Source organism: Terriglobus saanensis SP1PR4 (genome assembly GCF_000179915.2).
Taxonomy (GTDB): Bacteria; Acidobacteriota; Terriglobia; order Terriglobales; family Acidobacteriaceae; genus Terriglobus; species Terriglobus saanensis.
On sequence record NC_014963.1, the window covers coordinates 2413223 to 2435003 of the forward strand.

General features: G+C 56.7%; 18 protein-coding genes and 1 tRNA gene. 13 read left to right on the top strand and 6 right to left on the bottom strand.

Features of this window, described 5'->3' with window-relative positions; translation table 11 throughout:
* The first annotated feature begins 186 nt into the window (after positions 1 to 186).
* Entirely contained in the window at positions 187 to 1134 is a 948-nt protein-coding gene (locus ACIPR4_RS10025) for a mechanosensitive ion channel family protein (protein ID WP_013568550.1), read from the top strand.
* Positions 1135 to 1146: 12 nt separating this feature from the next.
* Here the strand turns inward: ACIPR4_RS10025 and ACIPR4_RS10030 are convergent, their stop codons facing one another.
* Together ACIPR4_RS10030 and ACIPR4_RS10035 are read right to left on the bottom strand one after the other, a co-directional pair.
* Positions 1147 to 3291: a thioredoxin domain-containing protein gene (locus ACIPR4_RS10030; RefSeq protein WP_013568551.1), complete on the bottom strand. Its 2145-nt coding sequence runs from the start codon at positions 3289 to 3291 to the stop codon at positions 1147 to 1149.
* Positions 3292 to 3328: 37 nt separating this feature from the next.
* On the bottom strand, positions 3329 to 5428 hold the full coding sequence (locus ACIPR4_RS10035; RefSeq protein ID WP_245536505.1) for a TolC family protein: 2100 nt from the start codon (positions 5426 to 5428) through the stop codon (positions 3329 to 3331).
* A gap of 320 nt (positions 5429 to 5748) precedes the next feature.
* On the opposite strand from ACIPR4_RS10035, the gene truA reads away from it, so the two are divergent.
* The 6 genes from truA (at position 5749) to ACIPR4_RS10065 (ending at position 11675) form a co-directional block, all read left to right on the top strand.
* The gene (gene truA / locus ACIPR4_RS10040; protein WP_245536506.1) at positions 5749 to 6558 is read left to right on the top strand and encodes a tRNA pseudouridine(38-40) synthase TruA; all 810 of its coding nucleotides are present in this window, start codon (positions 5749 to 5751) and stop codon (positions 6556 to 6558) included.
* Positions 6555 to 7775 carry a M20/M25/M40 family metallo-hydrolase gene (locus tag ACIPR4_RS10045; RefSeq protein WP_013568554.1) on the top strand — a complete coding sequence of 407 codons (1221 nt, stop codon included), beginning with the start codon at positions 6555 to 6557 and terminating at the stop codon, positions 7773 to 7775. The genes truA and ACIPR4_RS10045 overlap by 4 nt, the downstream gene beginning before the upstream one ends.
* A gap of 16 nt (positions 7776 to 7791) precedes the next feature.
* Positions 7792 to 8715, top strand: a complete 924-nt coding sequence (locus tag ACIPR4_RS10050) for a DMT family transporter (RefSeq protein ID WP_013568555.1) — start codon at positions 7792 to 7794, stop codon at positions 8713 to 8715.
* Between the two features lie 139 nt (positions 8716 to 8854).
* Complete coding sequence (locus ACIPR4_RS10055; RefSeq protein ID WP_013568556.1) at positions 8855 to 10507, top strand: trypsin-like peptidase domain-containing protein; 1653 nt, start codon at positions 8855 to 8857, stop codon at positions 10505 to 10507.
* Positions 10508 to 10655: 148 nt separating this feature from the next.
* On the top strand, positions 10656 to 11063 hold the full coding sequence (locus ACIPR4_RS10060; protein WP_013568557.1) for a peptidoglycan-binding domain-containing protein: 408 nt from the start codon (positions 10656 to 10658) through the stop codon (positions 11061 to 11063).
* Between the two features lie 15 nt (positions 11064 to 11078).
* Positions 11079 to 11675, top strand: coding sequence for a hypothetical protein (locus tag ACIPR4_RS10065; protein ID WP_013568558.1), 597 nt, complete (start codon positions 11079 to 11081; stop codon positions 11673 to 11675).
* Between the two features lie 17 nt (positions 11676 to 11692).
* Here the strand turns inward: ACIPR4_RS10065 and ACIPR4_RS10070 are convergent, their stop codons facing one another.
* A complete protein-coding gene (locus ACIPR4_RS10070; protein WP_245536507.1) occupies positions 11693 to 12052 on the bottom strand; it encodes an FtsB family cell division protein in 360 nt (119 codons plus the stop codon).
* Between the two features lie 472 nt (positions 12053 to 12524).
* Between ACIPR4_RS10070 and ACIPR4_RS10080 the strand changes: the two genes are divergently transcribed.
* The 3 genes from ACIPR4_RS10080 (at position 12525) to ACIPR4_RS10090 (ending at position 14266) form a co-directional block, all read left to right on the top strand.
* The gene (locus ACIPR4_RS10080) at positions 12525 to 13097 is read left to right on the top strand and encodes a biotin transporter BioY (RefSeq protein WP_013568561.1); all 573 of its coding nucleotides are present in this window, start codon (positions 12525 to 12527) and stop codon (positions 13095 to 13097) included.
* Between the two features lie 32 nt (positions 13098 to 13129).
* Complete coding sequence (locus ACIPR4_RS10085) at positions 13130 to 14032, top strand: menaquinone biosynthesis family protein (protein ID WP_013568562.1); 903 nt, start codon at positions 13130 to 13132, stop codon at positions 14030 to 14032.
* Positions 14033 to 14190: 158 nt separating this feature from the next.
* Positions 14191 to 14266 (top strand) — tRNA-Lys (locus tag ACIPR4_RS10090).
* Positions 14267 to 14351: 85 nt separating this feature from the next.
* Here ACIPR4_RS10090 and ACIPR4_RS10095 read toward each other — a convergent pair.
* Positions 14352 to 15833 carry an MATE family efflux transporter gene (locus ACIPR4_RS10095; protein WP_013568563.1) on the bottom strand — a complete coding sequence of 494 codons (1482 nt, stop codon included), beginning with the start codon at positions 15831 to 15833 and terminating at the stop codon, positions 14352 to 14354.
* 125 nt (positions 15834 to 15958) lie between these two features.
* On the opposite strand from ACIPR4_RS10095, the gene ACIPR4_RS10100 reads away from it, so the two are divergent.
* Positions 15959 to 16318 (top strand): winged helix-turn-helix transcriptional regulator, encoded by a 360-nt coding sequence (locus ACIPR4_RS10100; protein ID WP_013568564.1) that lies wholly within the window; start codon positions 15959 to 15961, stop codon positions 16316 to 16318.
* A 627-nt stretch (positions 16319 to 16945) separates the two neighbouring features.
* Here ACIPR4_RS10100 and ACIPR4_RS22720 read toward each other — a convergent pair.
* Positions 16946 to 17104: a hypothetical protein gene (locus tag ACIPR4_RS22720; protein ID WP_187290279.1), complete on the bottom strand. Its 159-nt coding sequence runs from the start codon at positions 17102 to 17104 to the stop codon at positions 16946 to 16948.
* A 116-nt stretch (positions 17105 to 17220) separates the two neighbouring features.
* On the opposite strand from ACIPR4_RS22720, the gene ACIPR4_RS10110 reads away from it, so the two are divergent.
* On the top strand, positions 17221 to 17514 hold the full coding sequence (locus ACIPR4_RS10110; protein WP_013568566.1) for a hypothetical protein: 294 nt from the start codon (positions 17221 to 17223) through the stop codon (positions 17512 to 17514).
* 111 nt (positions 17515 to 17625) lie between these two features.
* A complete protein-coding gene (locus tag ACIPR4_RS10115; protein WP_013568567.1) occupies positions 17626 to 18009 on the top strand; it encodes a hypothetical protein in 384 nt (127 codons plus the stop codon).
* A 51-nt stretch (positions 18010 to 18060) separates the two neighbouring features.
* Here the strand turns inward: ACIPR4_RS10115 and ACIPR4_RS10120 are convergent, their stop codons facing one another.
* On the bottom strand, positions 18061 to 20940 hold the full coding sequence (locus ACIPR4_RS10120; protein ID WP_013568568.1) for a TonB-dependent receptor: 2880 nt from the start codon (positions 20938 to 20940) through the stop codon (positions 18061 to 18063).
* Positions 20941 to 21781 lie beyond the last annotated feature (841 nt).

The window sequence follows — 21781 nt, forward strand, 5'->3', positions numbered from 1 at the left end:
CGATTGCGCCGATATGCGGAGGCCAGACGAAGCAAGATACGCTACCAGAAGGATGCATGGCCATCTCGATATCGTCACTTCATCCTCCATTCCCGAACATGAATGGCGCTTGCAACGTGGAGCCCCGTACTTCATCCTTGGATACGGGCCTCGCGCTGGAGCAAATTTTACCGCAAAGAAGATTTGATGATCCTTTTGCTTGATACAGTCAATACCGCGCTGGAACATCCTGAAAAAAGCGTTCGGTCACTGGGAGCAAACTTCCACGATGACCTGATCGACTTTATCCATCATGACGCGCCGAAGATTGTTTTTATTCTTTTCGTTGCGTTCGTTTTGCAGCAGGTCGTCTCCTTCTTCGTGAAGCGCATGCGTGTCATGGCGGACAACCAGGTGGGCAATTCGAAGCGCGCCGCTCAGTTGAGGACTCTCTCTTCGATCCTTCGGGCCACGGCGTATGGCGCGATTACTTTTCTTGTCCTGTTGGAGATCCTTCCCCTCTTCAATATCGATCTCAAACCACTTCTCGCTTCAGCAGGCGTGGTCGGACTCGGGATCTCTTTCGGAGCGCAGTCCATCTTCAAAGACGTCCTCAACGGAGTCTTTATCTTTATCGAAGATCAGTTCAACGTGGGCGACGTGGTTAAGCTGGCCGGTCTGACCGGACAGGTGGAAGACCTGACGCTGCGCGCAACCACGCTTCGCGATGGGGACGGCACCCAGTACTTTATTCCTAACAGTCAGATTGCCACCGTCTCCAACCTGTCACGCGAATACTCCGTGGCTTCGCTCCCTGTAAGTGTGGATGCCAGCGCCGACCCGGACCGCGTGATGGCGCTGCTCCGCAAGATCGCGGATGAGGTACGCAATGACAAGGCTTTTGCAGACGTAGTCATCGCGGACGCGGACATTCTGGGCGTGGACAAGATCGTAGGCCGGGAGGTCATTTATCCGGTGAACCTGCGTGTGCGCGCAAACCAGAAAGACGGTGTTCTCCGAGCCCTGCGCAGGAAGGTTCTGATTGCATTCGAGAAGGAAGAGATCCCGCTGGGTGTCTCCAGCAGTACGATCCTGATGCAACAAAAAGCGGATCCCACCCAGTCTCCAGCACAGCCTACCCTCGGCGAGGGATAGGCTGCACAACCGTTAAGCTATTTCAGAGATTTCCCGAACAAGGACATCAGGATCGGAGGTTGGAGGTTGGCAACGACCGTCTCCGCAGACCATAGCAAAGCTGTTCTCAAACATCTCCGCTGGCAGATGAGGCAACGTCTCCGCCATGGGACCACGAAGGTCTTCAAGTTGAGACCGTTTTAGACGAAGGACGCTCTTGGTTGCAGAGTATCCGGCAAGCGCCGCGGCCTCGAGTACCGCGGAGGAATCGTCCTCGCCCACAACGACGATCTGAATTTCAGGCAGCAGTAATCGCTGCAATGCGAGACCGAAGGTGGCCGCATACAGTCCAAAGTGCTCGACGATCCCAGCGAAGGTCTCCAACGTGTCTGCGGCCTTGGCCTGGAGCTTTTCATCCATCGTCCAGTCCGCGAGTTGCAAAAGAAAGAGCGCTGCAGCGGAGTTTCCTGCTGGCGTAGGTGAGTCCTGAAGAGGCTTTCTTCGCGCCGACAGTGCACCCAGAGCGACGCCGGAGCCGCGCGCCGTATCGAAGAATCCGCCACCGACGGCATCCGCGAAATCGCGAATCATCCGTGCCGCTAGCGCCTCGGCATGGCGAAGCCACCGGCTCTCGCCCGTCACCTCCCATGCCGCGACACAGGCCAGACCCGCGAAGGCATAATCTTCCAGGACACCCGCTACTGCCTGTGCAGGTACATGCCCGTCCGCATACGAGATCACATGGCCCAGACCCGTCTCTTCATTCCATGCCTCTTGCAAAAGGCGGTCGAGGGAACGCAGGCCAAACTGAACCGTCTCCTGGTTGTGCAGTGCTCGTCCCGCTTCCAGATAGGCGGCGATGCATAGCCCGTTCCATCCTGTGTACATGGTGCGATCGACAAACGGCGCAGCACGTTCACTCCGTGCGCTGGCGAGTTTTCCGCGCAGAGAAAGCAGTAGACTCTGCACTTCCTCTTCGGTAATGCCAATGCGACGCGACACCTCTGCCAGCGTGTACCTCACATGGAGCACATTGCGAGAGGGATCGTGGTGCATATCGCCGATTTCACCGATATCGTAGTAGATCTCTGCCACGGCGAGTTCTTCAGGGCTTAAAACGGCAGCGGCTTCATCCCGTGTCCAGGTGAAGTAATCTCCGTCGTCGTCCAGGGTCAAATCTGCATCCTGCGAGCTGTAGAAGCCGCCGCGTTCGCGGTCGGAGAGTGTACCGTCCATCCATCGCAGAATCTCTCGTGCGACCTCAGCGTATTCGGGCACCAGAAAAGTCCGGAAGGCCCGGACATAGCTCTTCAGCAACTCTGCGTTGTCATAGGCCATCTTTTCGAAGTGAGGAACCACCCAGCGCTCATCTACTGAATAGCGATGAAAGCCCCCGCCAATCTGGTCTCGCATGCCGCCAAGGGCCATCTTGTCGAGGGTCACGCGCACGACGTTGCTTGCCTGCTCCGCAAGTGGGCCTCCACGCGAAGCGATATCCGTCAAAAGATCCAACGCACCGGGGTGCGGAAACTTCGGCTGAGAACCGAATCCGCCGTACTGCGGATCGAACTGCTTCAGCATCGACTCCGCCAGTTTGTTCACAAGGTCGGGACCTAAATCGGAGGACCGTCCGGAAAAGCTCTCATTGAATTCGATGGCTTGCATTACGGAGTCGGCAGAGTCCTCGACCTCGCTTCGCCGATCCTGAAAGGCATCCGCCATCGTTTGCAGCACCCGCTGAAAGCTGGGACGACCGAAACGGTCTTCTGGCGGAAAATAGGTTCCGCCGAAGAAAGGCTTGCCCTCGGGGGTCAGAAATGCAGTCAGTGGCCATCCGCCCTGTCCACTGATCGCGGAAACAGCTGCCTGGTAGCGGGTATCCACATCCGGACGCTCGTCGCGATCCACTTTGATTGCGATGAAGTATCGGTTGATCAGATCTGCCGTGTCCGCGTTTTCATACGACTCGCGATCCATCACATGGCACCAGTGGCACCAGACCGCTCCGATATCGAGGAGAATCGGCTTATTTTCACGAACCGCAAGCTCAAACCCCGCGTCTCCCCACTCATGCCATTGCACCGGCTGGTGCATGGCAGAGCGGAGATACGCGGAGGCGGAAGTCGCCAGGGAGTTCAAGACTTCGGTGCTCTGATCGGGCTTGTAATCAACACTCATACAAGCCCGATTCTAAATGCAGCGACGTCCCTGTTTCTTAGTGAACCGGCGTTGGCGCGATGTTAGGTAATGGTTCTGGTGATGCAGTGAGTGGCTTTGCTACGGGAGTCGGCCCGGGGGCCGTAAGGCCAGGAACCGCCGGTTTCTGGACCACGGTGCCGGTCGCGGCATCGGCGAGCGAGATGCCGTAGCGATCCAACGTGTTGGCTAGAATCTGCAGAAGGCTGGCGCGATCCCGGGCGTAAGCAGCCGTGGCCGAAATCAGGCTGTTCTCTGCGGTCGCTAGGTTGCGCTGCTGCTGCAGAACGTTCGCAGTAGTGGAGGCACCCAGCTTGTACTTCTTCTCTTCCGCGTCGAGAGACTGCAGCTGGAAGTCACGCGAACTCTGCGCAGACTGAACCGCCGCACGATCGTTGGTCAGCGCATACTGCCCGTTGATGACTTGCATGCGGGTCTGAATGTAAATCTGCTGCAAACGCATCTCGGATTGCTGATATTCCATCTGCGAACGCGCCTGATCCGCCTGTGCGATGCGGTTACGAATCGGAATGCTTACCGTTACACCTGCGCCCTTGTCGGGAGAAGTGTTGTTGAACAGATTTGAGAAGACATTGCCATAACCTGACGAGTTAGCACCCGGATTATTTGCGGTGACTACACTTCCGCCTACCGCAGAAGAACCATAAAAACCATAGACATCGACAGTCGGAAGAAGTCCGTTTTTCAGAGCCTTCCGCGTGATGTCGTTGTTCTTCATATTTAGAACAGCTTGCTCAATTTGAGGGTTGTTCTTATACGCCAGGGCGACCAGATCTTCGACGGTCTGGTCTTCTTCAGGAAGACGTCCAAGGTCGACGCGGTCCGTCGGAATCACAGGAGCTACCGAAAGCTGCGGATCGCTCAGGTTGCGCGCAATCGCCTGCTTCAGCAAAAGCTGCTGGTACTCCAGGTTGGTCTTGGACTGGATGCTCGCCTGCTGATCTGTGGCAACGGCATTATCCGAGTTCACAATATCCAGTGGCGCGAGCGTCCCGATCTCCAACTGTTTCCGGTTATCCTTCGCAAGCTGTGTGCTCTGCTCCAGAGCGCGCGTCTTGGCTAGGTCATCTTCATAGGCCGAAACAAGCGCCCAGTAGATGCTTTCCACCTGTGTGACGGTATAGATCACCTGTTGGCGAAACCCGGAGTCTGTAATCCGTCGAGTGTTCTTCGCCTGCACGATGAAGCGCCCGTTGACTCCCCACCCAAAGCCCTGCAGAAGATGCTGCTGTACACGCGCCTGGAAGGTGGATTGAAGAAGTGGGTTATACGAGGTGCGCGTGCTATTGCTGGTCTGGTGCGTATTGTTGAATGTCACAGCCAGAGTAGTACCCGTGATAAATCCCTGGTTATAACCAAAGTTGTAGGTGTTTGTGTCTTGGCTCAAAACATTTGTTCCACTGATGAGGTTGCTCGATTGCACAGTGCTGGCGCGCTCCGCCTGCACTGTGCCAGTAAGTGTGGGATCTAGCAACTGTGGCACAGGGCCCAATCCATTGGTGGAAAGAACGAGACCCGATGCACCCGTACCCGAGCCGCCGGTCGAAGTAGTCGTACCGCCCGGTCCACCCCCACCCGTAATGGTCGTCGTGGTGCCGCCCAAGGTGTTCGTCACGAGTCCGGTGGAAACACCACGCAGGGATCCGCCTGCCTTGGCGCGAAGGAGGTCGGTGTCGGCGATATCCAGATTCACGCGCGCGATAGCAATGTCATAGTTATTTTCCAGCGCCAGGGTAATGGCGTCAGAGAGCGAAAGGTAGATTTTGCCACCGCTCATCAGATCACCCAGACGCGGTGTATTGCTCAGACGCGGACGGGGGTAGTCCATCGAGGTATAAGGAGCCCAGACTTTGGGGAAAGCCTTTTTCGGCTTGGCGTAGTCGCCCGGCGTATCCCGGAGGAAGAGCGGTTCGGTGTAGACCGGCTGCGGGGCTTGAGGGAGCCCGGCCTGGCCGGTGGTATCGTTCTGCACGGCCTGAGGCGCAGCGGGTGTCGTCGGCGAAGGCGCAGGTGTCTGCTGCCCCCATGCCGTTCCATTCAGAGAACCCATCAGCATCAGGGCGATTCCTGCTGCAGCCTGCAAATTCTTCGATCTCACGTGTTTGCTCTCCAACAATAACTGCCTGCACCGTATACGGGCGAGACCTACACTTCGTTCCACGAACGCCTGAATCTTCTTTACGCATTTGAGCCGCAAAAAGGCCCAACGCTTCAAAAGTTTCGAACGCCACAGAATCAAAAGGAACGGAACCTCTGAAGTATAGCAACGCCTCTCTTGGCTTCAGGGTAGAAAAGCAAACGCGCATGGTACCGTCCAAGTGACGGCCTACGATGACCGCACATTGGCGCCACCCTCCTCACTTCATGCCGGACGCGACTCCCATTTCCGACGCATCAACCTCCCTCCAAGCGTGGAGATTGAAGCTTGCCTATGACGGCACAGACTTCGCTGGCTGGCAGGTACAGCCGGGCCTTCCTACGATTCAAGGCTCGCTGGCGAGCGCCATTCGTTCTGTAACTTCCGAGGAGGTGTTGCCCCAGGGCTCTGGCCGAACCGATGCAGGGGTGCACGCACTGGGGCAGGTCGTCTCGCTCAAGTTGGCCGTGCCCATCCCTCCGGACAATCTTAAGCGCGCCCTCAATCGCATCCTGCCCACCAGTATTCGCGTTCTGGAAGCTGGAATCGTCGCGCCGGAGTTCCATGCGCGCCGTGGCGTCCTCAGTAAGACCTACCGGTACACCCTCTTCCTCTGTCGTCCCACAAAGGATGTCGAAGAGATCGTCTGCTCTCCGGAAAGAGCACGCTGGGTATGGCAGTATCCCGCGCCACTTGACGTCGCCGCCATGATGCAAGCCGCGGAAAGGTTTGTAGGAACACACGACTTTACCTCGTTTGCCGCCAACGATCCCGAGCGCAAGACCCGTTTGGAGGCGGAAAGCAACGCCCCGGACAATATCCGAACACTCTATTCGTCGGCATGGACTCTGTGCGGAGACGAACTCTCCTACCAGGTCAGGGGGTCCGGCTTTCTTCACCATATGGTGCGCAACCTGGTCGGAACCTGCGTCGATGTGGGTGCTGGCCGCATCCTTGCTACTGAGATGGAGAAGATTCTGGTTGCAAAAAATCGCGGTGCCGCTGGCCCAACGGCACCGCCGCAAGGCCTCAGTCTGCTCGAAGTCGAATATGGGTCGGAGGATCTCTCCGATAAGGACAAGCGCGCATGAACGCCTCAGCCCATCAACGGATCGTTCGGATCGCCGCGCTTCCGGCAGTGCATCGCGCGTTTCAATGGCTGCACCTGCAGGAACAACGGTTTCGCCAGTGGCAGATCGATCTGACCCGCATCCCTGCACCTCCTTTTGGAGAAGCCAAGCGCGCCGCATGGACGCTGGAACAGATGCAGACGCTCAGCCTGACTTCTACCGGAATCGACGGCGCTGGCAATGCGATTGGTTATCTTCGCCCACCCGTGCCCGGAGAGCCTCTGCTTCTGCTTTCTGCCCATCTCGACACGGTATTTCCCCAGGAGACAGCCATTGACGTCCGTGAAGACGGCGATCTGCTCCATGCCCCCGGCATCTGTGATAACGGCGCAGGGGTTGCCGGTCTTCTTGCGCTGATTGGGTCCATCCTGCACGCGGGGCTACCCCTTGCAACCAACATTCTCTTCGCCGCAAATGTAGGCGAAGAGGCCGAAGGCAATCTTCGGGGTATGCGCCATCTCTTTCACGGGGAGATGGGACCGCGTATCACCACTGCCATCGCGCTGGAGGGAAGCGGCACAGAAACAGTCGTCACACGTGCCCTTGGAAGCAAACGCTTTCAAGTAACGGTAGCTGGCCCCGGAGGACACTCCTGGACCGACGCTGGGCGCGCCAACCCCATCGTCACACTGGCGCGTGCGATCGCCGAACTCACGCCTCACTCTCTCCTGGAAGATCCGCGGACGACGATCAACGTCGGCACCATCCAAGGTGGCACCTCGGTCACGGCGATTCCAGAAGTCGCGACCGCTCTCTTCGATCTGCGCTCGGTGGATGAAGGAGAACTTCTCGCCAGCGAAGTCCGCCTCTTCCGTGCAGTAGAAGATGCAGTACTCGCTGCAAACCTCTCACCAGGGAAAGACCTCAGTACGGAGGAGAACCTCCGCTTCCATATCCGCTCCATCGGCGACCGCCCCGCCGCCACGCTGCCCGAGGATTCTCCTCTCCTCCAGACGATTCAGGCAGTAGACCGTCACCTTGGCATTCGGACCAGCGAGCGTGTCGGATCCACCGATGCGAACCTCCCTCTGTCCCTCGGGATTCAGGCCGTCGCCATCGGCGCGGGAGGACGCGGAGGCGGCATTCATACCCTGCGCGAATGGTACGATCCGCGTGGCCGGGAGATAGCGCTGCGAAGAATCCTGCTCACGCTCGTCGACCGCTGTGATCTCAAATGAACAGGGATACTGCGGCATGACAACCAGAAAAGACTCCATCACCGCGCATCTCCTCCTTTTGGCGGTCGTGGCCCTCTGGGGTGGGACCTTCGTCCTGGTGAAAGACGCCCTCATCGACGCCAGTCCCCTGTTCTTCAACCAGATCCGTATGGCACTTGCCTTCGTGGTGCTTGCCGGCATTCACTGGAGGATCTGGCACAGCCTGACGCGCACCTCCCTCATCGCGGGTGCTGTCGCGGGTCTCTTTCTTGCTGCGGGCTACGATTTCCAGACTGTCGGCCTCGCGCGTACGACTCCATCCAAATCTGCCTTCCTCACAGGCCTGGTCGTAGTCTTCGTCCCGCTGCTGAGTGCGATTCCAAAACTGCGCCCCGCAGGAGTCGGAAGCCCAAGGTGGCCGGCAATCGCAGGAGCTGTGCTCGCTTTTGTTGGCATTCTTCGACTGACCTTACCCTCCGGCACTCCCATGCAAGAGATGTGGAGTGCGATCAACGTAGGGGATCTGCTGTCGCTGGCCTGCGCACTTGCCTTCGCCCTGCATCTGCTCGCCCTGGGACGCATGGCCCGGGAAGTCCCCACAGGCCACCTTGCCACCCTGCAGATAGGGTTTTGCGTCCTGTTCATGACCTTCGCCACACCAACATTCGAGAAAAGTTATTTTCATATGACACCACGCCTCGTCCTGGCCCTTGGGATCTGCGCTGTCTTTGCCACAGCCGCGGCATTCAGCATTCAGACCTGGGCCCAGCAGCACCTCAAACCGACGCACACGGCGCTTTTGCTCTCGCTGGAGCCTGCCTTCGCCTGGATAATGTCGCTTTTGTTGCGTCGCGAGGCCTTCAGCCTCCGCTCCGCTCAGGGTGCGGGCCTTATCTTTGCAGGCATCCTTGTAACAGAACTTCTGACCTTTCCCGTCGCCCTGGAGCCCGAAGCCAACTAGTCCTAGACTCATCCTTATATACCCTTTGGACCTTTCCGTGCGTCTAAATCCCCAAAGGGTGGGCCGGTGCATCTATACCGGAACAGACCTATACTCGGAAGCTTGAGCGACCGAACCCATACGAGGGATACTGCAGCATATGGAACAAACTCAGCCCAAATCTAATGGCTTTCTTGACCGCATTAGGAATCACCGCCTATCGGCCACTTTCTTACTTCTCGGCGTTCTCTCCGTCGGCATCCTTGCCGGGTCTGCGCTCACCACTACAGTTCACGGCAAAGAGCAGCAGATCAACAGCGCTGACGCCGCACCGCTCCGCATCCCACCCATGACCTCCACTTCCAACGCCTTCTCCACCATTGCAAAACAGGTGGGTCCAGCGGTTGTAAACATCAATACCGAGTCACTTCCCAAGCAGTCCACGGCACCAAAGCGCCGCACACAGCGCCGTGGTCAGGGTCAGGGTAACGATGATGATCCGCAGCAGCAGGGAGATATGCAGGACTTCTTCAACCGCTTCTTCGGCGGACAGCCCGGCGGCGGGGATGGAGATGATGAAGATGGTGCCGGTGGTGGCGAACGTCGCGCCCTCGGTTCCGGTTTCATCGTGGATCCGCGCGGTTACATCATCACAAACAATCACGTCGTCGACAAAGCGGACAAGATCTACGTCAAGCTTTCGACCGACTCCGACAACGGCCTTGGCCGTCTGGCGCGCGTGATCGGTACTGACAAAGACACCGACATCGCCGTCATCAAGATCGACACAAACCAGACGCTCCCCACGGTCAAGCTGGGCAACTCCGATTCTGCGCAGGTAGGAGATTGGGTGCTCGCCATCGGCAGCCCCTTCAACCTTTCGCAGACTGTAACGGCCGGAATCGTCTCTGCCAAGAACCGCACCATCGAAGATGGTCCGCAGAGCCAGTTCCAGCGCTTCATCCAGACGGACGCTTCCATCAATCCCGGCAACTCGGGCGGTCCCCTGGTCGACATGACTGGAGCGGTGGTCGGCGTCAATACGGCGATCTACACGCAATCTTCGGGCTCGGTCGGGCTTGGCTTTGCGATGCCGTCCAACACCGTAATCAACGTCTACAACATGCTCATCGCACCCGAGCACAAGGTTGTTCGCGGGTCGATCGGGATTGAGTTCCAGACCGGCGTCTCCTCTGCGGTAAGCCGAATGTACGGCTTCTCCAAGGGCGGCGTGCTCATCAACAGGATCACGCCTAATGGTCCCGCTGCCAAGGCGGGTCTTCAGCCTCAGGACGTGATCGTCTCCATTGACGATCGACAGGTGAAAGACGGGGATGACCTGGTCGCTGATATTGCACCTCGTCATCCCGGTTCCACGGCCAAGATCACCTATCTGCGTAACGGAAAGCAGAACACTGCCACCGTCACGATTGGAGATCGCTCCAAAACCGTCGCTGCGATCGCAGGCAATGGCGACCCAGACGATAACTCGCCCCAGAAGGACGACGCCACTCAGGGCAAGATCGGCATTACGGTAAGCGCCGTCCCCCCCGCTCTGGCTAAGGCACAGGAGATCAGCGGCGGCGTGTTGGTCACTGCGGTTCGTCCCGGTTCCTTCGCGGACGACCTCTCCCCTCGTGGGCTGGATAAGGGTGACATCATCGTGGAAATCAACCGCCATGTTGTGACGGACCAGGCTTCCCTGACCTCGATCGTCAATGGCCTAAAATCCGGCGACGACGTTGTCTTCGTGATTCGTAATGCGAGGGCACGTGATAAATCCAACACGTTCCTCGGTGGAACCTTGCCGTAGGTCGTTCTGAACGTTGCAGAAGGGGTTGGAGACACATGTCTCCGGCCCCTTTTACTTTCCGCGGCCTCTTGTAGAGGACGCACGCTTTCTGTAACTTGAAACAGTGACAGGAACCCTGAAACACTCCTCCCCGAGGTCGCTCGCTACCATGCGCCCATTTACTCTCACTGCTCTCTTTTTGCTCGCCCTGATCTCTTCAACCCCATCCCAAGCTGTTCGAACACGGCGCGGACCCACCTCCGGCAGAGCTTCACAGCGCGGGACAAAGGCTTCCAAGCACAAAGCAGAAGCCGTATCGCATCCGCGCGCGATCGAAGACGCCCGTGCGACACAGATTCAATCCGCTCTGATCAAAGCCGGTTACATGTCGGGAGAACCGACCGGCCACTGGGACTCTGCAAGTGAGACAGCCATGCAAAAGCTCCAATCGGACAACGGCTGGCAGAGCAAGCTCGTTCCGGATTCGCGCGCTCTCATCAAGCTGGGTCTCGGACCACAGACGCCGCAGACCACCACCGCCTCGTCCGCGGCTCCCACCGCACATATCGCGCAGTAGCCGCGTGACCCCACGGTGAAGCGGCATCTTCTTACCCTCCTCGCCGGTCTGGTGCTCGCGCTAGCTTCCGTTCCCGCGAGGGCTCTGGAACTCCGCATCACGGCGAAGGCTCTCGAACGCACGCTGCAGGCGCAGCTCTTCACCAACATTGAAGGTCGTTACTACATGCGCGGAGATCCAAATTCCGCCTGCTTCGTCTATGCCGACCAACCGCACGTCTCTTTTCAGGACGACCGCGTCGTCGTCCATGTACGCACCAACTCGCGCCTGGGCACAGGCATGTTCGGCAAGTGCGTTGGCCTAGGCTTTAACACGCAGGCAGACGTTTCGTTCATCCCCGACGCGGAGGGAGAAACCATCGGCTTTCGCGATGCGCGCATCGAGCGCTTTACCGGCAACAAGGAGCTGGATTTTCTCGTCGTCCCGTTTCTGAGTCGCAAGCTGCCCCAGCAGATGAAGGTCAACGCCGCCGATATGTTGCGCAGTCTGCTCGCCACGTCGCTGCAGTCGACCGGTTATGCCATGAAGCTGACAAACCTTAAGATTCACTCGATGCAGGTGCAGAAAGACGTTCTCATCGTCGATCTGGATGGCTCGCTCGACGTAGATTGATGGAGTTTAGGGAACCGCTAGTGCTTCGCAGGCTCGACGGGAAGGGTATAGATCACTTCTCCGGGACGCGTGTAGTGGAGTTCTTCGCGTGCCTCATGCTCAATCGCATTGGGATCGCTCTTGAGGCGTTCCACGTGCGCGTGTAGACGCTCATTTTCTTTCGTCAGATCGCCCAACTGCGCGTCCAGACTCTTGGTGTCCATACGCTTCTGCTGGAAAGCCGTCAGGCCATTCCGTCCGAAGACGACATGATATCCAAGCATTAGTGCTAAAACGCCCACAGCACCAGTCGCCATTCTCCGCCGACGTTGATACGCCTTTTCTCCCATGCGCGCTGCGGCAGAGGTAAGACGATGCAACGAAAGGGATGGGCTCACTCTTGGATTCATGACAGCTTTCAGTAGAACCTGAACTTCCCCTGGCATCAACCTTTAGCTCCCACGATTTGCATAGGGGAATCAAGCTCGGAACCTCTACGGTTTTGGTATCCTTGCTCACGGCCTATGCAGATTCTCTTCGCCATCGCGGTGCTCTCCTGTTCTGCTCTGATCTGGGCCGCGATCTCGATTACAAAACATATTCAGCGTACGAACAGGCGTTCTCGTTCTGCGCATCATGCTCCGGAGACTTTTGTTTCCTACGCCCAGGCTGGGCGTCCGCAGCAAGGCCCCCATCCTCGGGAAGACTTCGCTTCAGGCCTCGCCTCTCGCCTGTCGCAAGAGCAGTTTTCTCCCCTTTCCACGCGCAGACCTCCGGTCTCCGTCAGACCCGACCTCAACAATCGCAAAGCCAACGGGACTAACGGCTTCGCGCGTTGAATTGAATCCAAACCGAGGAACAAAGATCACTATGTCCATCAACGTCGCAGGCAAATACTCCGCCGCACCCGCCAAAGCCTACAGCATCGTATGGAACACCGTCTTCGTCATTGCCGGGTCGATGTTCATCGCAATCTGTGCTCATATCGCGGTCCCACTTCCCTTTTCTCCGGTCCCGATGACCCTGCAGCCCTTTGCCGTCATCCTCATGGGTATGATGCTCGGTCCAGTTGCTGGCTCGGCTGCGGCCGCAGCGTATCTTTTCGAAGGCCTGGCCGGCGCGCCCGTCTTCACAACACATGGGCCCGGCGGTCTGCTTCAGCTCCTCGGTCCGACTGGTGGATACCTGATGTCCTACCCGTTTGCCGCAGCCATCGCGGGTGCACTCTTCGCATGCCGGCGAACGTTCTTTGCTGGCGCCCTCGCGGGCACCGCCGCCATGGCCCTCGTGTTCCTCAGCGGTGCCGTATGGTTCGCTACCCTGACACACGCTCCGGCCCACGCTGTCTGGATCGCCTCCGTAGCCCCTTTCCTTCCAGGCGAAGTGGTTAAGATCTGCGCCGCCGCTGGCATCGCCTCCGCTCTACCCAACTTTCGTAACTAATTTCCTTACGCAGCATTCTTAGAAAGCAGCAGATGAGCCTCAGTCCTACAGATCCGAAGACGAAAACTAAAGCAGACGCTAAATTAGAGACCACTGCGGACACCCGCGTGATCTCCATCGCACATAGCCCCGACTCCGATGATGCCTTCATGTTCTATGGCCTTGCCACGAACAAGGTTCGCGTCCCTGGCTATAAGTTTCACCACACCCTGAAGGACATCGAAACGCTTAACCATCGCGCCATTGAAGACCCGTTCTTCGACGTCAGCGCCATCTCCTTTGGCGCCTATCCTTACATGCAGTCCGAATATGCCCTGATGGCCTGCGGAGGATCCGTAGGCGATGGCTACGGCCCGATCATCGTCTCGCAGAAGCCCTTCACGCCCGACGAAGTCCGCAAAGTGCGCATCGCTGTCCCCGGTGAGCTCACGACCGCTTACCTCGCTTTGAAACTCTTTGCTCCGGAGGTTGAAACAACGAACGTCCAGTTCCAGGAGATCATTCCCGCCGTTCTCGCCGGACATTTCGATGCCGGCCTCCTGATCCACGAAGGCCAACTGACCTACGCTGCCAACGGGCTGAAGAAGGTCCTCGACCTCGGCAACTGGTGGCGCGAGCAGACTGGCCTTCCCCTCCCTCTCGGAGGCAATGCCATCCGTCGCTCACTCGGCGAAGAAGCAATGAACATCACCACGCATGCCGTGCGTGACAGCATCCAGCATGCTCTCGACCATCGCGAGGAAGCTCTCAGCTACGCCATGCAGTTCGCGGGCGACATCGAACCTTCGCTTGCCAACCGTTTCGTTGGCATGTACGTGAATGAGCGCACACTCAACTATGGTGAAGACGGTCGCGAGGCCATCCGCCTCTTGTACGAGATGGGCTATGATCGTGGCGTCATCGCTCAGAAGACAAAGGTCGACTTCATCGGTTAATCGTGTTCCGATGGTCCGCAGGAGCGAGGGATTTCTTAACCTGCGGACCGAAGCGCCAGCAGAATCATGCGGCGAGATGTGGTATAGTTTGTATAAATCAGCCCAGCGAATCAATACTTTTCGCGCGGATCTTCCCGAGATCCATGAAGGCTAAACCTGGACGCGTAGCTCAACTGGCAGAGCATTCGACTCTTAATCGACAGGTTGTAGGTTCGATTCCTACCGCGTCCACCATCACATCTGCAACTTACAAGGCGATGCGCTCCACAGGCGCTCCGTTTATTTCTTTCAGCGCCACTGTACGTACAAAGCGGACATTTCAAGTGGACGCAGAATTTCCGAAGCTTCCATTGAACATAGGAATTGAGCAGACGAAAGCATCGACGACAATAGCGGCAGCTCCGATGAGAGAAAGTGTCGCGATACCTGCACCGAAATGTGCGACTGCCAGCCACCCCAAACCGGCCGCAATAAGCAGTCGGCTTGTTCCGGCTGCAAAGGGCCAGAACATGTGTCCGCTGCCCTGAGAGGCGAAGCCTAGCGAGAAACCAAAGCCGAGCAGACCATAGACGGGCGCAACTCGACGAAGATAGATTGCAGCCAGCAGGATCACCGCCGCTTCATGGCTAAAAAGATGCAGCCAGAGATTTGGGTAGAGAGCGATAACGAGACCAAGCGGTCCAATGATTAACGCGCCAAGTCCGCCGCCCATCCATGCGATGCGCCTGGCCCGGTGTACATGACCCGCTCCAATGTTCACGCCCGTCATAGTCAGTAAGGCCGTCCCTAGCCCGAACAATACCGGAATAAGAAAGTAATCCAGACGCGATGCAATACCGTACCCTGCAAGGGCATGTATCCCGAACACGCCGAAGGCTCCCGTGACCGCAATGACCGTGAGGTTTGTCTGGATAATCGCGATCGTGCTTAGAAGACCAACACGCAGGATGTCTGCAAAGAGACGCCATTGCAGCGGCGCCAAGGTAAGCTTCAGACCCGAACGGCCCGATGTCATATACCGGAGCAGCAACAAAGAAGCGATTGTGTAGTAACTACCGATGGCTATTCCTGCCCCGGCAACACCGAATCTGGGAACGGGCCCAAACCCAAAAATAAGTGCAGGCGAGGCGGGAATCAAAACAACCGCCCCTGTAAGGGTAACGACCGCAGGAACACGCATGTTACCGGCGCCACGAAGAGCAGAGGTAAGAAGACTAACTACCCAGATCGGTATGGAGCCAGCGAAGATATATCGTGAGTAGCGAATCGCGACACCGAGCGCCTCGCCACGCCCACCCAGTAAAGAGAACAGGGTCGGTCCAAACAGCCACGCGCCGATTGAAAAAAATAATCCCAGAACAATCGCAAGCACCAGCCCATGGAATACGAGCGCATCTGCGTCATCATGACGATCTGCCCCGATTGCGCGAGCAATCGCGGAAGATACCCCGCTTCCCATTCCTCCGTTCGACACCATCGTCATCAGTGACCAGAATGGAAAGACAAGCGCAGTACCCGCGAGTGCCACTACGCCAAGGAGGCCTACGTAATAGACTTCCGCAACTCCCACCAATGTCTGGACGAGCAAGACAACAATAGTGGGTAAGGCCAGCTTGACGATCGTAGAGAGGATCGGCCCCTGCAACATAGCTGTTCGTGCGCGCATCTTTGGGCTTGAATTGTTGTCGTTGCGCTCCGTCTTCTGAAATCCGTCGAGCGGATTCGCTGAGGTCGCGTTGTCGACCGATTCGATGGCAGACAAAATTCTTTGATTCTCTACGAGCGCGTCATCGTTCATCATTTCCATTTCTCATCGGCATGGTGGTTTAATAATGCAACCAAATAGCAGCATCGCAAATTCGGTATAATAATGCAACTGATCTTCTCTTGGTGGGTAGTAGCAAGGAACGCGGAAGCCCAAACACTATGCAACGTAAAAGCATGAAAGAATCGCCCTGTCCGATTGCGCGCACCCTGGACCTGATTGGCGAGTGGTGGTCTATCCTCATCCTCCGAGACGCCTTCCAAGGCAAGAAGCGATTTACGGAGTTTCAACAGAGTCTTGGATTGGCGAAAAATGTGTTAAGCGCCCGCTTGCACAAATTGGTAGACAACGGCATCCTGGAAATTATTCCCGCGTCGGACGGAAGCGCATACCACGAATACGTCTTGACCGATAAGGGACGATCCCTGCAGCCCGTCTTGATCGCTCTAAATCAGTGGGGCGCGTCTTATCTCCCCCAGCGCCGCCCCAGCAAATTAGAGCCTGATCGTAAAACGCGGTAGCGATCCAGATTGTCATCCACGACTGCATGTTATTGACACTGTGTTATACCGTTGATTCGATTTCTGCCGCATCGACTAATGATCTTAATCAACATATCTCTTGCAGAGACAAGAGACACCTGACTTCTCGTGTCTTGCCGCCTGTGGCCATTGTTGTACGAACGCCATCGCGATCGCTGCTGATTGTCCTAACACATCCAGCGCCTATCGACGGACTCGCCTTTCGCAATGTGCAGAGTGTGCACGTCTTCAGGCTAAGAGACTTCGTTCCCTCCGGTATGCTTGGGTTTCTCCCGGCCCTGCTTAGTAAAAGTGCGATTTGACTACAACTCAACAGATCGTTGTTTTCGGACGCGATGTCGCGCTTATGGAAACCCGACTTCTTGTTTTGAAAACTTCGGGATTTCAAGTTCGCGGCGTCTACTCCGTCGAGGCATTAGTGAATTCCCTCTGTACGAGCAAAGTGGACTTGATCTTGTTAGGTCACAGCCTTGTTAAAGACGACATGGAATCCGCGCTAAAGATAGCCGGTCAGTGGGCTCCGGATGTTCCTGTGCTGCGATTGACCATCTTCCCGTGGCTGATAGCGATAAGAAATGAGAGAATTCTGGATATTACGAAGGGTCCCTATCGACTCATCGAAACCGTACGGGCAATCGTATCCGCCCGCCAGGCAGAAGAGTCTTGAAACTTAGCCTGAAAGAAACCTGCCTGTATTGCGGCGGCCACTTTATCCGTTCCGTCCGGCGCGGGAGAGGCCAATACTTCCTTTCTAGTTTTCTTCATCTCTTTCCGTGGAAATGCGGAAGATGTGGACACCCGGTTTATAAAACCTCGAGAAAAGGCGTCCTCAAGAGATTTCATCCCTCTGACACGCACCGCAGTAGAAAGATGGTGAACAAATGGTTCTAGAACCCCCAGAACAGTGGCGTCTCATCTTTATGGGCTTTCCTCCCGAGCCCGCCACGGTGATCTTTTTTGTGAAGGGACAGCCGGATGACGCTCTCTTCCATCATGGAGAAACTGCATACTCCAACTTGATCGTTCGTTTGAAAAACCAGTTATGGCTGTCCCAGGAGCATGTAGAAGCGCTATCGGGAGCCATTACCCATGGCGGTCGATACTCGGTCGCGATCTCCGCAACCCGATCCGATCTGCGAGCGGCAGGACTGCTTCCGTATACCGCAGATTCGTAGATCCTGTGTGGATGGTTCAACCCCTTCAGCAGTAGTGCACGTAGGCGGGCGAAGAGACTTCATTTTCTTCGCTATGCTTGGATCTGTCCGTTCAACGGAAGTGCAGGCGTCGTGTCCACAACAAAAAAACAGATCGTGGTCTTTGGGCGTAACGCGACGCTCATGGAAACCCGACTTCTTGTTCTGGAAACTACCGGATTTCAGGGGCGCGGTATCTCCTCCATCGCGGACCTGGTCCACACCATTTGCATGGACGAAGCCGACCTGGTCTTGCTGTGTCACACTCTCTCCGATGAGGATGTGGGCTCCGCGCTCGCAATCGTCACGGACGCGAACCCACATATGCCCATCCTCCGACTTACCTTTTCTCCCTGGGCGGAGCAGCTCAAAGAAGAAACCATTTTGAACGTTCTGGATGGCCCATACAGACTTCTTGAATCTGTGAAGATGCTTTTGAGCTCTCCCGCGACAACCGAATTTTTGCCGGTCCCTTAGCTCCATCTCCTCGTTGAGAACACGTGGAAGATGGAGCCCGGTTCAGCCCAGCTAGAAGCTGATGCGCGCAGCCAGTTGTACGCTCCTTGGATCGCCCACTGCAGTCGCACCTCCAAACGGTGTGCCTGAGGTATTCGGCGATGCAGGGTAAGCTCCCGTGCCGAAGGTTCCATTCGGAATCATGTCGTTGCGATGGTTCAGTGCATTGAAAGCTTCGGCAATGCCCTCCAGGTGAACGCGATCCGTCAGCGAAAAGGTTCGGCTCAGCCGCGCGTTCAACGCGAAGAAATCAAAACCCGTCCCGACATTCCGTCCGATGACGAAACCTTTCAGGCCTTCTGTACAGGCATTGGTGACTCCACTCGGAGCGACGCTCAAACCGGTTGCTGCGATACAAGGCCGCTGCGTCGTCTGCTGCTTGGTCTGTCCGCCCGTCGTTACATTGAAAGGAAGTTGCGAGTAGTACTGCACGATGCCTCCCAGACGCCAGCCATGCGTGAGATGCGCCATCACGTTCTTGGCATGCGACATGGGCGAATTCAACGTCGCATCGAAGACCAGGCGGTGCCGTTGATCGTCGTCGGAACGACTGCGATCCACACTTAGATCGAAGTTGTTAATCGGCGAGCTGAAGAAGAACTCGCCGACATCGTCGATGGCCTTCGACCACGTATAGGACACACGCGCAGAACCCCATGAGACAGGCCGCTCCAGAAAAGAAACAGCCAGGCCGTCATAGTACGAATCGAAGACCGAATCGTACGGCTTGATGTTGCCACGTGTGGCGTCAGGCCTGAAGCCGTCCAGGTTGATGTTGCGATTCAGCGAAGACAGCAGATGGAGTCCCCGCGTGTGCTGATAGCTGATACCGAGCGTGCCCGTTCGATTGATCTGCTGCTCCACACCAAGACTCGCCTGTTCAGAGTAAGCATTCTGAATGTTCGGGTTCATCAATGCGTAGCTTATCTTGGAGCCAGGATTCGGTGTGGTCGAAACATTTGGAAAGGTCGGAGCACCCGTGTCTCCAGGAACATAGGTGTATTGAAGCAAGCGGCCATGCGAGGGATCGGTCGTGTTATTCGCGGACAACAGAGCATTCGCCAGAGCACGCAAAGGCACACGGTCGTAAAACAAACCAAAACTTCCGCGCACAACAGTTCCCTTGTTCGCAAACGGCGACCATGCAAAACCGACGCGCGGTGAAACGTTGTTTTTGTCCGTACTAATGGTCCGCAGAAACTGCAGGTCATAGCGGACGCCGAGATTCAAAGTCAAAGAAGGCGTCGCCTTCCACTCATCCTGCATGTACACGCCGATGTTGGGATTGTTCTGCTGCACAAAGGGCGTGCCGAAGTTTTGCGAGAACGAAGCGTACGACGTTCCACTCGTCTGAAACGCAGCCAAAGACGCGAACGTATAGGATCCCGCAATGGACATGGGAAAGGTGATCGTGTCGTCGTTGAACAGGAAGTCCACGCCTGTTTTGAAGGTGTGCGCTCCACGCTGCATTACCAGGTTGTCGACTGCTTCATAGAGATAGTTCAAACGTGCCGTTGGAGAGGAAGAAAAGCGTCCGAAGGTTGCCACGCCGCTGATCGTCACTGCGGGGCTGTTCTGCGTATTGGACGGCGCGTTCAAGCTGTCGTAGGTGAACTGCCCACGCGATTCGTTGAAGGTTCGTGGAGTGAGCATTGCGATATTGCTGATCGCAACAGTGTGATTTGTATCCTGCACCGCCGTGCCGTAACTCACATCCGCCAGGCTCCCGGCACCGCGCGCATTGATGCTTGCCAGCCCGTAGTAGCTATAGCGGACATTCAACTGGTCGGAATCACTGAATCGATGATCCAGACGAAGAAAGCCGTTATCGGTGTGAACGTTTGTGGGATAGAGCGTGGTCGCTCCACTTCCCACAGTCAGTCGTGGCCCGGTGAAACCGATTGTGTCGAGCCGTGTGTTGACTGCAGCCGCCTGCACCGGATTGATCGTAATCACGCCTGCGGTATTCATGCGTCGACCTTCATAGTTGCCGAAGAGAAACGTCCGCTCCCGCCGGATCGGCCCGGAAAGACTCGCCCCGTACTGGCCCTGTGTGAGCGGAAGCTTGTTCTGCGACAAAGCGTTCTGCGCATTGAGCCTCTGATTGCGAAGGAACCCATACACCGTGCCGTGCACATCCTTGCTGCCGCTGCGCGTCACAATATTGAAGTATCCTCCAAGCGCGCGACCAAACTCAGCCTGCCCTCCCGAAGTCACCACCTGAAACTCACGAATCACATCCAGCCCATACGAATTACCCGCCAGACCGGCAGCATCGTCGTTTGCGGAGAGTCCATCCACGACAAAACTATTGGAGAAGTTGCGTTGGCTGTTGATCGAATAGCCCTGGCCTACGACCGGAGCCGTCTCCGCGAAAGTTTGAACGCTTGCCGTATTGGTAGGGCTTACACCCGGTGCAAGCAGCGCGAGATCCAGGAAGTTTCTACCGCTGTACGGAAGGTCGTTGATCTCTCTTTGCAGGACGGTCTCCGAGATCTGGCTGCGGTTCTCTTCCACCACAGGCGGTTGCGCGGCAACCGTGATCGCGGTCTTCTCTTCGGCCACCTCCATTTGCAGCGTCAGGTCGAAGGCGCCCCCTACCGTCAACTGAATCTCGCGAGTCGTTGCTGCAAACCCTTTCGGCTGCGCGGTGAACCGGTAAGTGCCCACAGGCAGGAAAGGAACACGAAAGCGTCCCTGGCCGTCCGTCTCCACGGTTCTTGCTTGATTTGTAGCGACTTCTAATACCGAGATATTGACCTGCGGAATTGCGGCACCACTCGGATCAAGTACTCTCCCCGTCACGGAAGCGGTCGTCAAAGTTCCCTGCGTGAAAGCCAGGGTAGAGGAAGCCAGCACGGCACTCAAGAAAATACATCCAGATCGAAACATTTGTCTTCTCCAGCGTTGGGCTGCGGCCATACCGCAGCGTCCCTTGTTAGGCTTTATGGGAGTAATCGCTGGAGCCGGGTGGTCCACGTTTCGGGTGCGCGTAAGACGCGAGATAGCGCGTGGCGATGCTTCGCCGCAACTCGACCCGCTGATCGCTTGCAAGAGCAACGGCGTTCGAGAGATCAGAAGGTGCACCATAGTCATTCGAGAAATGCGGAGCTGGGCTGCCCCCCTGAAAAGGGCACCGCTCCGAGATGCGAGACACCGCTGGAGCACGACTTGCTCCGAAGGCATCGGCGTCCATTGAACAATGATGCTTCCCATGCGCTCTACAGCACGCTGGTAATGAAATCTCTGCAGCACGTTTCGGCGTCGCAGCCAGAGCCACCAGCGGATACAGAATGAGAACGAGCAGAAGCGCCGACTTCCACCGTATTCTGTCTTTTGCGAATTTTCGAAACACTACACGCACAGCTCGCTCGATCTCGGACCTTTTTCGCCTAGCAGGAACATTCCATTGAATGTTCTGAGCACCCCTCTTCAATGCGCAGACGCTTTTCGGCGAAAGAACATAGGGGTGATGCCTTCAGAATTTCAGGATGAAAGGATTAGGAGAGAACAGGAGCGGGAGGGCCACGCTTGAGCCTGCTCCGGTCGCGGGAGATCCGCCACTTAGACTCGGTCTGTGCCGACCCGCAGGGGTGGCTCACGATCGAAGCGAAAATAGCACTGGAATTTGAAGGACGCACTGCATGGTGAGCGATCACCGATGCCTGCGAGGAGAAAGGACACATCTCGGCAGGACGATTGAATTGAGGGGCTTGCGAAGAAGAACGCTTCT